Annotated in this window: 13 protein-coding genes; 6 read left to right on the forward strand and 7 right to left on the reverse strand. The window is 61.5% G+C overall.

What is annotated here, in order from left to right:
• Window positions 1–30 precede the first annotated feature (30 nt).
• Together GZH79_RS15450 and GZH79_RS15455 are read left to right on the forward strand one after the other, a co-directional pair.
• Entirely contained in the window at window positions 31–1,590 is a 1,560-nt protein-coding gene (locus GZH79_RS15450) for a proton-conducting transporter membrane subunit (RefSeq protein ID WP_211644656.1), read from the forward strand.
• Window positions 1,591–1,596: 6 nt separating this feature from the next.
• Window positions 1,597–3,951 (forward strand): DUF2309 domain-containing protein, encoded by a 2,355-nt coding sequence (locus GZH79_RS15455; RefSeq protein WP_211645037.1) that lies wholly within the window; start codon window positions 1,597–1,599, stop codon window positions 3,949–3,951.
• A 104-nt stretch (window positions 3,952–4,055) separates the two neighbouring features.
• On the opposite strand, the gene GZH79_RS15460 is transcribed toward GZH79_RS15455, so the two are convergent.
• Genes GZH79_RS15460 through GZH79_RS15470 form a run of 3 tightly spaced genes read right to left on the reverse strand, consistent with a single transcriptional unit; the run spans window position 4,056 to window position 6,833 of the window.
• Complete coding sequence (locus GZH79_RS15460) at window positions 4,056–4,841, reverse strand: ABC transporter ATP-binding protein (RefSeq protein WP_211644657.1); 786 nt, start codon at window positions 4,839–4,841, stop codon at window positions 4,056–4,058.
• Entirely contained in the window at window positions 4,834–5,853 is a 1,020-nt protein-coding gene (locus tag GZH79_RS15465; protein ID WP_349291218.1) for an iron ABC transporter permease, read from the reverse strand. The genes GZH79_RS15460 and GZH79_RS15465 overlap by 8 nt, the downstream gene beginning before the upstream one ends.
• Window positions 5,850–6,833: an iron ABC transporter permease gene (locus GZH79_RS15470; RefSeq protein ID WP_211644658.1), complete on the reverse strand. Its 984-nt coding sequence runs from the start codon at window positions 6,831–6,833 to the stop codon at window positions 5,850–5,852. The genes GZH79_RS15465 and GZH79_RS15470 overlap by 4 nt, the downstream gene beginning before the upstream one ends.
• 102 nt (window positions 6,834–6,935) lie before the next feature.
• Between GZH79_RS15470 and GZH79_RS15475 the strand changes: the two genes are divergently transcribed.
• From GZH79_RS15475 to GZH79_RS15490, 4 genes are all read left to right on the forward strand, one after another.
• Window positions 6,936–7,844 carry an iron-siderophore ABC transporter substrate-binding protein gene (locus tag GZH79_RS15475; RefSeq protein WP_211644659.1) on the forward strand — a complete coding sequence of 303 codons (909 nt, stop codon included), beginning with the start codon at window positions 6,936–6,938 and terminating at the stop codon, window positions 7,842–7,844.
• A 148-nt stretch (window positions 7,845–7,992) separates the two neighbouring features.
• Window positions 7,993–8,622 carry a siderophore-interacting protein gene (locus GZH79_RS15480; RefSeq protein WP_211644660.1) on the forward strand — a complete coding sequence of 210 codons (630 nt, stop codon included), beginning with the start codon at window positions 7,993–7,995 and terminating at the stop codon, window positions 8,620–8,622.
• Window positions 8,623–8,778: 156 nt separating this feature from the next.
• Window positions 8,779–9,123, forward strand: coding sequence for a RidA family protein (locus GZH79_RS15485; RefSeq protein WP_211644661.1), 345 nt, complete (start codon window positions 8,779–8,781; stop codon window positions 9,121–9,123).
• Complete coding sequence (locus GZH79_RS15490; protein WP_211644662.1) at window positions 9,120–9,590, forward strand: thioesterase family protein; 471 nt, start codon at window positions 9,120–9,122, stop codon at window positions 9,588–9,590. Before GZH79_RS15485 ends, GZH79_RS15490 begins: the two co-directional genes overlap by 4 nt.
• Here GZH79_RS15490 and pgi read toward each other — a convergent pair.
• The 4 genes from pgi to GZH79_RS15510 form a co-directional block, all read right to left on the reverse strand.
• A complete protein-coding gene (gene pgi, locus GZH79_RS15495; protein ID WP_211644663.1) occupies window positions 9,587–11,185 on the reverse strand; it encodes a glucose-6-phosphate isomerase in 1,599 nt (532 codons plus the stop codon). The genes GZH79_RS15490 and pgi overlap by 4 nt on opposite strands.
• Window positions 11,186–11,190: 5 nt before the next feature.
• A complete protein-coding gene (gene pgl, locus GZH79_RS15500; protein WP_211644664.1) occupies window positions 11,191–11,862 on the reverse strand; it encodes a 6-phosphogluconolactonase in 672 nt (223 codons plus the stop codon).
• Between the two features lie 4 nt (window positions 11,863–11,866).
• Entirely contained in the window at window positions 11,867–13,321 is a 1,455-nt protein-coding gene (gene zwf / locus GZH79_RS15505) for a glucose-6-phosphate dehydrogenase (RefSeq protein WP_211644665.1), read from the reverse strand.
• 97 nt (window positions 13,322–13,418) lie between these two features.
• Window positions 13,419–14,003, reverse strand: coding sequence for an HNH endonuclease (locus GZH79_RS15510; protein ID WP_211644666.1), 585 nt, complete (start codon window positions 14,001–14,003; stop codon window positions 13,419–13,421).
• Window positions 14,004–14,021 lie beyond the last annotated feature (18 nt).

Consider the following 14,021-nt stretch of genomic DNA (forward strand, 5'->3'; position numbering starts at 1 on the left):
GCGACAGCCAACAACACGGATGCCGCCGCGATGCTACTACCTCTGACAGCTCTTGCCCCGCTTACCCTTCTTGCCTGCGCGGCGCTTTTCGTGTGGCGGCCGGGGCGTCGTCCGCCTCACCTGCTTGCGATTGCCGAAGGGTCGACACTGTTTGCCATCGGTCTTGTCGTGGCCGGTGCCGTTCAGTTCTGGACCGCCGGATCAATGGGCCACACGCTAAGCGGGTTTGCATCGGTCCGGCTGGACGCCATCAGCGTCACGCTGAGCTTGCTGGTGTCATTCATTGGCTGGGTCGTCACGCGCTACGCAAGGCGGTCCCTTGACGGAGAAGCGCGCGAAGGTGCGTTTCATGGCTGGACGCTGGCCACGATCGCCGCAGTTTTGATGCTGGTACAGGCCGGGAATCTTGTGATCCTGATCGCCAGCTTTATCGCGATCGGTATCTTTCTGCGTCAGCTTTTGCTGTTCTATCCAGCCCGAAAGGAGGCCCGGCGGGCGGCTTCCAAATTCACGCTCGTCTGGACAGCCGGTGACGTGACGCTGATCGTCGCGGCAGTCTTGCTTTGGCAAACCTTTGGCACAACCGACATCGCGGCACTGAGCGTCATCGCTAGCGACGGGCTGCCTGCGATGGCACAGGTCGCAGTGGCGCTGCTGGTCCTGACGGCCCTGCTAAAAACGGCGATGCTGCCCGTCCACGGCTGGCTGACAGAGGTGATGGAGGCCCCGACGCCCGTTTCCGCGCTGCTGCATGCGGGCGTCATCAACGCGGGCGGCGTTCTTTTGATCACCTTGGCAGGTGTCGTGCAGCAAAGTCCCGGCGTCATGGCGGTTCTGGTGATGCTGGGTGGGTTGACCGCGCTGTTCGCAAGCGTCGTGATGCTGACGCAGAGCGCGATCAAGACGGCGCTGGCCTGGTCGACCATCGCACAAATGGGTTTCATGCTGCTGCAATGCGGACTGGGCCTATGGCCGCTGGCCCTGCTGCATATCGTGGCACATTCGCTTTATAAGGCGCATGCCTTTCTTTCATCGGGCAACGCGGTGCGGACGGTCAATGCGATCCGCAAGCCGGGGCCCGTCGCGGTGCCGGGACCGGGCGCTGTTCTGCGATCCTTTGGACTGGCATTGGCGCTTTATGGCACTGTCGCTTTTGTTTTCACGCTTGTTGTGGGGCCAAAGACGCCACAGGCCTTGGCGCTTGGTGCGATCCTCGTCTTCGGCGTCTCATACCTGATCGCCCAGGGTCTTGCCGATGCGGCACCAGGTGCCCTGACACGGTTGACCGTTGGTGCGTCGCTGGCGACGGCGCTCGCCTACTTCGGATTTCATGTGACAGCCCAAGCGATTTGGGGTCCGGCGCTTCCCCCGCCCCCCGTGGCCGGCGCGCTGGAATGGCAGTTGATCGTCCTTGCGCTTTTATCTTTTGGAGGCGTTGCCGTGGCGCAATCGCTTTTTCCCTACTGGGCACATCACCCTTCGACAGCGGGTCTGCGGGTGCATCTGGCCAACGGGCTTTACCTCAATGCGGTGTTCGATCGGATGATCGGTGGTTTCCGCGTGTCACATAAATCCGGACCGGAGATTTAAATGTTTATGAACACCACACCCGTCGCACCCGACATGGTAAGTGCCATTTTGGACGCTGCCAAAACGGCGGCACGCACAATCCCACCGGCTTTTCCACTGGATGCCACGGTGGCCGTTAATCCGTTTCTTGGTCAATCGGGCGAAGATCTGGTTCATGCCGCCGCCCGCTTGGGTCGCGTCGCGGGTGTCAGCCTGACGCCACCACGCGCGAGCTACCGCGCAAAAATTGCAGCGGGCGAAATCACGGACGACGATCTGGCGGCCGCGCTGATCGCATCGACACTACCCATGAAGCCCCGTGACCTGGCGCTGCTGAAAGCAAAGATCCATGTCGATGCGCCACAAGCTGCGGCACTGCCGACCGTCGCGGATCTGGCGGCCACGTCAACCGGCACCGACTGGTCCGCCATTCTGCACCGGTGTTTCGGACTTTGGGCCGCGGGCCATTTCGACCGCGGTCAGGCCCTGTGGACACCAAGGCCCGACAACACGGCCTATGCCGCATGGCGTGAATGGGCGACCCACGACCTGACGCCCGAGATTGCGGGGCTGTCCGGGTTCTGCGCCCATATCGCGCAGGCGCCCGATACCGCCGAACGCGCGATTCTGCGCGCGGCAGAGCGGCTGGGTTTGGCCAAAGACGCCGGGCCCACCGCCTTTCACCGGCTTCTCATCGATCTGGGCGGCTGGTCACAACATGCGCGGTGGCTTTTGTGGCAGGCGGAACTGGCAGGCGGCACGGATAGCACCCTGACCGATCTGCTGGCGATCCGCCTGATCTGGGAAGAAGCATTGCTGGCGCAGTACCCACAGGTCACGGATCACTGGCAGGCGACAGTCGCTGCACATGCGGCTCCTGTCGCGCCGACGCCTGACCAGGTGCTCGACGCGATCTTGCAGGACGCGGCTGAACGCGGCCACCAACGGCATCTTGGCGCGGTCCTGTCGGGTCCAGCAGAACGCGCCGGGCGCCCCGACCTTCAGGCGGCGTTTTGCATCGATGTCCGGTCCGAAGTCATGCGGCGGGAGCTTGAGGCGCAGAACGACGGGATCGAAACGCTGGGCTTTGCCGGTTTCTTCGGGCTACCCGTGGCGCATCGCCAACACGGCACCGACGCGGTGCAATCCCATCTGCCTGCCTTGTTGAACCCGGCGCTGGTTTCGACCAGCCACACCGATGCAGCCAGCGAAACCACGGCCCGCATCAGCGCGCGTGCCACCCGCGCTTGGGGCCGGTTCCGGCAGGCGGCGGTATCCTCTTTTGCCTTCGTAGAAGCAGCGGGACCCGCCTATGGTTTGAAGCTGATGAAAGACGCTCTTGGCAGTGGAACGACCGGGCTTGCACCGGGCCCGATGCCCCGCCTTGAAACGGACCTATCGCCCGAGGCCAAGGCACAGACAGCGGCATCGATCTTGCGCGCCATGAGCCTGACGCAGAACACCGCACGGCTGGTTTTACTGGTCGGACACGGCGCACAAGTGACCAACAATCCACATGAAAGCGGGTATCACTGCGGGGCCTGTGGTGGCCAGACGGGCGAAGTGTCGGCCCGTCTGCTGGCCGCACTGCTAAACGATCCCGAAACGCGTGCAGGTTTGCCGCAGCACGGCATCCATCTGGCCGACGACACGCATTTCGTCGCCGCCCTGCACGACACCGTGACGGACAAGGTGACGCTTTACCCCGATACGCCAGCACCGGATCACACGACAGATTTGGCCCAAGTGCAGGGTTGGCTTTGCGCGGCAAGCGGTTTGGCACGGGCGGAACGCGCGCAGCGGCTGCCCGGTGCGACTGGCAACAGCCTGCTCGGCCGCGCGGCCGACTGGGCCGAGATGCGTCCGGAATGGGGCCTCGCAGGTTGTGCCGCCTTCATCGCTGCCCCGCGCAGCGCAACGGCAGGCCGTGACCTGAAAGGCCGTGCATTTCTGCACAATTACGACTGGCGCGCCGATAACGGATTCGCCACGCTGGAATTGATCTTGACGGCGCCGGTCGTGGTCGCAAGCTGGATCAGCCTGCAATACTATGGATCGACCGTTGCACCGCAGGTGTTCGGCGGCGGTAACAAACTGATCCACAACGTCGTCGGTGGTATCGGCGTGGTGCAGGGAAACGGCGGTCAACTGCGTCCCGGTTTGCCGTGGCAAGCGGTGCACGATGGCGAAACCCCGGCGCACGATCCGCTGCGTCTGTCCGTGATGATCGACGCCCCGACCGAGGCGATCACCGAAGTATTGCGCAAACACGATCAGGTGCGGCAACTCTTTGACAACGGTTGGCTACATCTCTTCGCGCTCGACAGCGGCAAGATCAGGGCGCGTTACAGATCAAGTTTGACGTGGGGTGACCGCATCTGACGCTGCCCGAAACGTTTAAGCTGGCGCATGCTATTCCACGCGCGGCTGGCCAGACCACGTTTTTTGGTCCCGGTATATGCGACAAGCTTTTGCGGCTTTGAGCATCAGTCAGGCAGCGTGATGAGAAAAGGAATATCCTCGCCACTGACATCGATGACCTTGCAGCGAATGCCGAATACATCCGCCACGCGGGTTTCAGTCAGAACCTCGCGAACCGGACCGGATGTCACAACGCGGCCAGCATCGAAAAGCACGACGTGGTCGGCGTAGCGCATCGCCATGTTCAGATCGTGCAGCACCAGAACGATGCTGCGTCCTTCGGTCCGGTTAAGGCGGCGGACCAGTTCCAGCACTTCGAACGCATGCGCCACGTCCAGATGGTTGGTCGGTTCGTCCAGAAAGATCCGTGGCGCCTCTTGTGCGATCGTCATCGCGATCCAGGCCCGCTGCATTTGCCCGCCGGACAAATGCCCGATCGGCCGCTCTGCGAGCCCCGTCATTTCGGTGGCGGCCAGAGCATTGGCGCAGGCGGCATGATCCTCGCCGGAGTGCCCCGCAAACCGCTTTCGGTGTGTAAACCGGCCCAGTCGCACAAGATCCTGAACAGTCAGTTCGGGCGGAGCTTCCGGCGACTGGCTCAGCATCGCGACCGCTTTCGCAAGATCCTTTGGCACCCAATCACGCAGCGGACGGCCCGCCACGTCGACGGTGCCCCCCTCAACCTTGTGCAATCCCCGCAGCACCCGCAACGCAGTGGACTTGCCGCTGCCATTTGGCCCGCAAAAAGCGATGACCTGCCCTTCTGGCAGATCAAGATTGATCAGATCGAGTGCGGTGATCCCATCATAGCACGCGGTCACACCATGAAGCCGGGCGAGTGCATCAGCCATAAACGCGGCGTCCTTTCAAAAGCAGCCGGATAAAAAGCGGCGCACCGATCAACGCGGTCAGCGCGCCTGCAGGCAATTCAAGCGGGGCCGCGATGACGCGGGCCAGCGTGTCAGCGCCAAGAACCAGCGCACCGCCGATCAGGGCCGTCGCAATGAGATAGCCACCCGTGAACTGCCCGTGCAGCAGCCGCGCGGCATGCGGCGCGATCAACCCTACAAAGCCCACCGCGCCGACCTGCGAAACAGCAAGAGCGGTCAAGCCGACGGCCAAAGCAAGAAGAGCGACCTGCGCCCGCCCCACGCGAACGCCCGTCGCTGCGGCACTTTCAGGATCAAGAACAAGTTGCCGGATGGTGCCGCGCATCAAGACGAAAGCGACCGAGGCCACAACAAGCCCTGCGGCAACGGTGAACACGTCGGTCCAGTGTGCGGCACCGACGGAACCGGTCAGCCATGTCAGCGCCTGCCCCGCGCGATACACCGGCCCGAGGATCATCATCAGCGTGACCGCTGCCTTGGCCAGCGCCGCAAGCGCAATACCGTACAGGATTATCCGCAACGGGGTTCGTCCGCCGGGGTCAAGCAGGGCAAAAAGCGTCACCAACCCCGCAAAGACGAACGCCCCGATTGCGGCCGCCAGCGGTTGCCAATGGATCGAGACCGTCAAGGCATTGGCATCGTCCGAGAATAACCAAAGAAACCCAACGACGCCCACAGCCGCGCCGTCAGTGACACCCAGCACAGAGGGGGCGGCAATCGGATTACGCGTGACCCGCTGGAGCAATGCGCCCGCCAGCGCCAGCGCCATGCCAGCAAGAACAGCAAGTGCGACGCGCGGCAAACGCAGGGTCCAGATGATGACTTCGTCCATCCGCTCGCCTTGCCCAAGCAAAGCGGCCGCGACGCGATCAAGCGGCATATAGCTCGACCCGATCCCCGTCGCGACGACCGTAAGTGCAATCAGGCAGGCGGCAGGTGCCAAAAGACGGTAAAGCGGCGCGCGCGCGATCACTGAACCGTCTCCCGCCGCTGCCGGAGAAGGCCAATCAGAACGGGCACACCCACAAGAGCCAGAACCGAACCGATTGGTGCCTCGCCGGGCGCCACGATCAGCCGCGCCGCAATATCCGCCAGAACGGCGAGGGTTGCACCAACCAACGCGGTCACCGCGATCAGCTGCGCGCTGCCGCTAGACGGGCAAAGCCGCCGGGACAGATGCGGGGCTACGAGACCCAGAAAAACGACAGGCCCCGCCACGGCCACAGCGCCGGACGCCAGCAGGGCCGCCAGTGAAAGCGCGCCCAGCCGCACACCCGCGACCCTGACCCCCAGCGCCCCCGCGCTGTCGTCGTCCAGCCTGAGCGCGTCAAGTGACGGAGCAAGCGCCAGAGCGCCAAGCCCGCCCACGACAAGCGTCGGCAGACCAAGTGTCAGGAGTGCAAGTCCCCGGTCGGCAAAGCCACCGGAAAGCCAGAAAAGCATGGTTTCAAGCGCCGTTTCATCGACGAGCAGCATCACTTGCGTCAATGACGACAGCATCGCAGCCATCGTCACCCCGGCCAGAAGTGTCGTCGCTGGTCCTGCCGTCCGCCCTGCCGCGCTGACGATCGCAAAAACAAGCAAGGTTCCGGTCAATCCGCCAGCCAGTGCAAGCGCACCGATCCCCCCCAGCCCCAGCGTTCCAAACAGGGAGAACCCCAGCACGACGGCGAAAGCCGCCCCAGCATTGATTCCCAACAGGCCGGGTTCGGCCAACGGATTTCGGGTCGCCGCTTGCATCAGAAAACCGGACACACCGAATGCGGCACCAGCGCAAATCCCGATCAGCGTGCGCGGAATGCGCAGCGTGGCAATGATGATCGCATCTGTGCTTTCACCGCCCTGCAAGGCTTCAAGCACTACCGCAGGAGAGTAGGTCCGCAGACCGATATGCAAACTCGCACCGATCGCGAACGCCAAGACAAAGACGAGTGTAAATAAGAGCTTGGTCACAGGATGCCCGCAGTTTTACGGGGCCAATTGACATTCTTGATTGATTTAGTCAACAAATAACTCATAACCATACCAAATCACTCGGAAATAAGGATTCCGTCAATGTCACTGTTCAAAACCGTCTTCGCGGCTCTGCCTGTCGCGGTCGCACTGTTCGCCAGTCCACTTCAGGCCCGCGACATCAGCCACGCCATGGGAACGACCGATGTTCCGGAAAATCCGCAGCGCGTGGTCGTCCTGACCAACGAAGGAACCGAGGCACTGCTCGCGCTTGGTATGGTCCCTGTGGGTGCGGCAAATTCCTGGAATGGTGACCCGTGGTGGGATCATATCGCGGACCAGATGGGTGACGCTGTGCCAGTAGGCACCGAAAGCGCGGTAAATCTGGAATTGATCGCAGCTCTGGAACCCGATCTGATCATCGGAAATGCGCAGCGCCAAGAAGAAATCTATCCGCAACTGTCGGCCATCGCGCCTACGGTCCTGTCGGAGGAACTACGCGGTGACTGGAAGATCAATTTCCGCCTCTACGCCGAAGCTCTTGGCCTTCAGGACGAGGCGGAGATCGCAATCGCTGCCTATGATGAAAATGTTGACGAAGTTCGCACATCGCTTGGCGATGCGCTCGCGGAAGAGGTATCTGTCATCCGCTTTCTTCCCGGACAAATTCGTATCTACCAACGCGACAGTTTCTCTGGCGTTCTTTTGCAAGACCTTGGATTTCAGCGCCCTGACAATCAGAATGTCGAAGCTTTCGCCATTTCGACTGGCAAGGAAAGCATCCCGAATATGGACGGCGACCGGATATTCCATTTCACGTGGGACACTGGTGACGGCGAGGGCGATGCACTGGCCGAGGACGTCCTGACCGACCCGCTTTGGCAATCGCTGTCGGCGGTTCAGGCAGGCCGGGTCCATGCCGTCAGCGATGCCATCTGGAACACCGCAGGCGGCATTCTCGCCGCCGAATTGATGCTTGAAGACATCGCGCAGATCTATGGCGTCGACTGAGACCATTCATGATGTCAGTGTCGAGCGGATCTATCCGCTCGGCGCGACAATGCGGCGCGTGACGTTCATACCGCTGGTGGGTCCACAGCCGTTTCATCGCCGGGTTCACGGCGGACATTGTCAGCTGTTTTTCCCAGACCCAGCGGGCGTGCGTTTACGTAGACCGCGCACATTTACCTACCGGCGCTGGCACGCGGACGGTCGGTTCGATGTGGACTTTGTTCTTCACGACGGAAACGGCCCCGCAGCCGTCTGGCTGCGTCAGGCTCGCCACGGCGATAACCTGCAATGGCGTCATGGCGGCCCACCCAAGGTCTCGCTTGCCGGGCCATGCGATGACGCAGCCGTTCTCATCGGTGACATGACGGCGCTACCGTTAATCTCGACACTGATCGAAAACGCACATATCGGTCGCGATATCAGGGCGCTGATGCTGCTCAACGACAGTCATACGCAACTACCGCCAGTCGAACCGGGAAGACCGGTGAAAATTTCGCGGTACAAGACTGTCAGTCAGGTCGAAGCCGAGCTTCGGACCATGACGTTCGGTCAGTCGGGCCTGCTTTTCGTCGCTTGCGAAGCCAACAAGATGCGGCGGCTGCGGCGGTTCGCCCTCGATGATCTGGAACTCTCTGGAAAACAGGTGATCACTTCGGGCTATTGGAAAGCCGGACTGACCGCCGAAGAGATCGACGCAGCAAAGAGGGGTCCGGACTGGTTCGCAGACACAAACCTGTCGGGTGTTGGACATGAGCAGCCAAGACACAGCATGGCGTGATCGAAAATACCGCTGCGGATTTAACCCAACGTGCCGTCACAACGTCTATCGTAAATACCCAATTTACTTGACGAAACCTTACGAATTGATACGGGAAACGACATCACAGCGGGGTTCGTTACCCGCTCCACCCTCCATCGCGCAGGAACATCCCAGATGACCATTACACGCATTCAATCCGGTGCCCGGATGTCACAAGCCGTCGTACACAACGGGATCGCCTATCTGGCCGGTCAGGTCGGTGCCCCCGGCGAAGACGCGACCGCCCAGACACAGGCCGTCCTGAACAGCATCGACGCCCTGCTGGCAGAAGCCGGCACCGACAAGACGCGTATCCTGACCGCTCAGGTCTGGGTCGCCGACATGGCCGATTTTGCCGCGATGAATGCAGTCTGGGACACTTGGGTCGCGCCCGGACATGCGCCCGCCCGCTGGACCGGCGAGGCCAAGCTGGCCACACCAGACTACAAAATCGAAATCATCGTGACCGCAGCCGTATGACGGATATTCCGTTTCTGACACCGCTTCACGCCGATCATCTGCGCCCTGCGGGCATTCCGGAACCTTGGCGGTTTGGAATGGCCGATCAGGTGCGGTTCGGTGAAATCGACGCGCTGCAGCACGTCAACAACGCGGTCTACCTCAAGTGGTTCGAAAACCTGCGGATTCTTTATTTCCAGCAGTTTACGCTATGGAGAGACTCAGACACGCGCCCGAAATTCGTGCTGCGCGCCGTCGATCTGGATTACCGCTCAGAGGTCAAGCTGACCGACCGCTACATCCTGACGGGCCGCATCATGAAAATGGGAAATTCCAGTTTCACGATGGAATACGGCGTCTGGGTCGGGGACAGGTTGACCACCACCAGCCACGCGGTGCTGGTGATGCTGAACCCCGATAATACCAAACGGCCCCTGCCCGACAGCCTGCGCGCCGAAATCCGGCAGATCGAACAGATCGCGGATTAAAGCCCCTGTTCGCGCAGGATCGCGACAAGGGCGGCAGTCGATCCGTCCTTGTCCGCCGCATCGGTCTTGCCTTCGACCACAGGTTGCAGTGACGTCGCCAGTTCCTTGCCCAGTTCCACGCCCCATTGGTCATAGGAATTGATGCCCAGCACGACGCCTTCGACAAAAACGCGGTGTTCATACAGGGCCACGATCATGCCCAGCACCTGCGGGGTCAGCATTGGATAGGTCAGCGTGGTGGACGGGCGGTTGCCCGGAAAAACGCGGTGCATCGCCTGCCGTTCCAGTTCATCACCGGCAAAGCTACCCGCGACCTTTGCACGTGCCGCGTCCAGATCGCGGCCTTTCATCAACGCCTCTGACTGGGCCAGACAATTCGCGACAAGCAGGCGATGCTGGTGGTGCAGATCGTCATTGTGCCCGCGTGCGGCGACCATGAATTCGCAGGGAATGACCCGCGTGCCCTGATGGATCAGCTGATAGAACGCGTGCTGGCCGTTGGTGCCCGGTTCACCCCAGACGACAGGACCAGAGGCATAGGGCAGTTCCGCGCCATCCATGCTGACGCCCTTGCCGTTGCTTTCCATTTCAAGCTGCTGAAGATACGCAGGCAAACGCGACAGTGTGTTGTCATAGGGCAGCACGGCGCGGGTCGCGTAGCCGCAGACCTGATTGTGCCAGATCCCGACCATCGCCAGCAGCGCGGGCAGGTTCCGGTCCCATGGTGCATCGCGGAAATGGGTGTCCATCGTCTGCGCACCGCGCAGGAACGCGCGAAAGTGGTCCGGCCCGATGGCGATCATCAGCGACAGCCCGATCGGTCCCCACATCGAATAACGCCCACCGACCCAATCGGCGAACCCGAACACGCGTTCGGGTGCAATGCCAAACGCGGCCGTCTTTTCGGCGGCGGTGGACAGGGCCGCAAACTGTGCGCCTGTATCCGCCACGCTGGCCGCCATCCAGTCGCGCGCGGTCTGCGCGTTCGTCATGGTTTCAATGGTGGTAAAGGTCTTTGACGCCACGATCACCAGCGTCGTGGCAGGATCGCAGACCGACAGCGTCTGCGCGATATCGGCCGGGTCAACGTTCGACACGAAATGACAGCGCGGGCCATCATGATAGGGTGCCAACGCCAGTGTCGCCATCGCCGGTCCCAGATCGGACCCCCCGATGCCGATGTTGATCACATCGGTGATCCGGCCACCCTGCCCTGCAAAACTGCCATCGCGCACGGCTGCCGCGAAATCACCCATCCGGTCCAGCGTCGCCAGCACGTCGGGCATGACGTCCTGTCCGTCCACCGTGACCGGCCCGCCGTCAAGATTGCGCAGGGCGGTATGCAGAACGGCGCGGCCTTCGGTTTCGTTGATCGCCTGACCGCTGAACATCGCGTCACGACGGTCGGCCACGCCGCGCGCATCCAGCAGGTCGATCAGCAAGGCACGGCCTTCGCGGTCGATATTGGTCTTGGCGTAGTCGAACCGCATATCACCCAGACTTGCGCTGAAATCACGCGCGCGGTCGGCGTCCAGCATATCTGCGAACCGGCGGTCCTTTATTCCGGCATGGTGTCGTTTCAGGACATCGAACATGGTTTTCAGCTTTCTGCCCAGTGGACGGTTGCGCCGTCCAGAATGGCGGCGACAGGTGCCTCTTGCGGTGTCAGGCTGCGGGCGCGTTCCAGCGCGTCGCGCTTTTCGCCGCCGACAATCACCAGATGGCGGTGCATCGCGTCGCGCAGCACACGCGCCGACAGCGTGATGCGGGGTTCGGGCGCACCCGGCGCGCGCATGGCCACCAGCGTATCGTTGCCGGTCAGCGCGCGGTCCAGTTGGTCCGCCCCCGGAAAAATCGACGCGGTGTGCATATCGGTTCCCATGCCCAGCAGGCAAACCGACAAGGGCAGCGCCGGTTGCAGCGATTCTTCCAGTTCGGGCAGACGGTCCTCTGGCGTGGGTGCATCGGCATATAGCGGCAGATACACCGCGTCCGCCGCGCGGCCCGTCAGCAAACGGCGGCGCAGCAGCCCGGTGTTGGACCGGTCGCTGGATTCGGGCACCCAACGTTCGTCGGTCAGCATCACGCGGACGCGCGACCAGTCCAGATTGGCGTCACACAGGTTGTCAAAGATCGGCCCCGGCGTGCTGCCGCCCGGCACCGCCAATGACGCATGATCCTGCGTCAGCAAACACTGACGCAATTCGCTGGCCAGCTTGCCTGCAAGGTCCATCATCATCGCTTCGGTATCGGGATATGCGATCATTTCCATTGTCTTAGCCTTTGATTTCGCGCCAGCGGCGCCCGTCGCGATGCATCAGCATCATCGAATCTTCGGGGCCAGCGGACCCCGCATCATACAGTTTCGGCACATCGTTGCGTGCCTCCCATCCTTCGATGATGGGATCGGTCCAGGCCCAAGCGGCCTCGACCTCGTCGCCCCGCATGAACAGGGTCTGATTGCCCCGGATCACATCCATGATCAGCCGCTCGTAGGCATCGGTCGCGGGTTCCGCGTCATCACCCAGCGCATCGGCAAAGGTCATGTCCAAGGGGACATCAATCAGACGCATACCCCCCGGCCCGGGTTCCTTGATCGTGACCTGAAGATCCATGCCTTCGTTCGGTTGCAGGCGGATGGCCAGGATATTGCGGTGCCGCGCGGTGTCGCCTTCGAACATCTTGTGGCCCAGATCCTTGAACACGACGGCGATTTCGGATGCCCGGCCTTTCATCTTTTTGCCGGTCCGCAGATAGAACGGCGTATCGGCCCAACGCCAGTTCGACACATGGCATTTCATCGCTACAAAGCTTTCGGTGAAACTGCGCGGGTTTTCCACGTCGGCGCGGTAGCTGGGTTCGTTGCCGTCGGCATCATACTGGCCGCGCACGATATGATGCGATTCGACCGGTTGCAGGGCACGGATCACCTTTAGCTTTTCATCGCGCACCTCGTTCGCGCCGAACACGCTGGGCGGTTCCATCGCAATCAGGCACAGCAACTGCATCAGATGGTTCTGCACCATGTCACGCATCGCGCCCGATTTGTCATAGTAACCGCCGCGCCCGCCGACACCGACCGTTTCGGCCACTGTGATCTGAATGTGATCGACGTAATGGCTGTTCCACAACGGTTCGAACAGCACGTTGCCAAACCGGACGGCCATCAGGTTCTGGACCGTTTCCTTGCCCAGATAATGATCGATCCGGTAGATCTGCGATTCTTCGAAATGTTCGGCCAGCGTGGCATTCAGCGCCTTGGCAGAGGCCAGATCGCGCCCGAACGGTTTTTCCACGACGATCCGGCTGTCGGCGTCCGCAATCCCGTGCGCGTGCAGCCGTTCCGCCAGATCACCGAACAGTGACGGGGCGACGGAAAAATAGAACGCTTTGATCACAGACTCGCGGATCAGCTTTTTCATATCGGCCCAGCCACCGTCGCCTTTTGCGTCGATGGCGATGTATTCCAGCGCACCGACGAACTGGTCCAGCGCGTCGGTATCGGCTTTTTCGTCGCCGCCGAATTCCATGATCGCGTCACGCACGATGTCACGGTAGCCAGCCGAATCCATTTCGGACCGCGCGGCACCAATGATCCGGCTGGCTTCGGGCATCTGCCCGGTCCGAAAGCGGCGGAACAAGCCCGGAAGGATCTTGCGGCGGGCCAGATCACCCGTGCCGCCAAAAATGACGAGGTCGAAATCATCGACCGGAATAACGCGAGATACCATGACGGCTCCAATTCCCGGAGTGCGCGTTAGCGCTAACGCGTGCGTGTTACCGATTGGTGAAACGAAAGTCTAGCGCAGCGGGCCGATCCAAGCCATTTCAGGCATCAAGTTCTGCATCCCAATACAGAAAATCCATCCAGCTTTCGTGCAAATGATTAGGCGGAAACTTGCGCCCGACATTCTGCAATTCCGACGGTTGCGGCTGGCGCGGTAGTCGCCGCAGGGTCAGCCCGGATTTGCGCAGCACCTGTGATCCCTTGCGCAGGTTGCAGGGGCTGCAGGCCGCAACCACATTGGTCCAGCTTGTGATCCCGCCGCGTGCACGCGGCAGCACATGGTCGAACGTCAGATCACCCTTTGCACCACAGTATTGGCAGCAAAATTCGTCACGCAGAAATAAATTAAAGCGCGTGAAAGCCACGCGCTTTTGAGGACGAACATAATCTTTTAGCACCACAACGGACGGGATCCGGATCACAGTGGATGGACTGTGCACCACTTCGTCATATTCACTGACGATCTGCACCCGGTCCAGCCACGCCGCCTTGACCGCGTCCTGCCATGGCCAAAGACTGAGCGGATAGTAACTGAGCGGTCTGTAATCCGCGTTCAGGACCAGCGCGGGAAAGTGTTTCAACCCCGCCGGATCACGCACAAATTCAGTTCTGAAATCGCCGTCCATGTCGCCCACGTCCCAATT

It is taken from the genome of Loktanella sp. SALINAS62, assembly GCF_018263905.1.
Taxonomy (GTDB): Bacteria; Pseudomonadota; Alphaproteobacteria; order Rhodobacterales; family Rhodobacteraceae; genus Loktanella.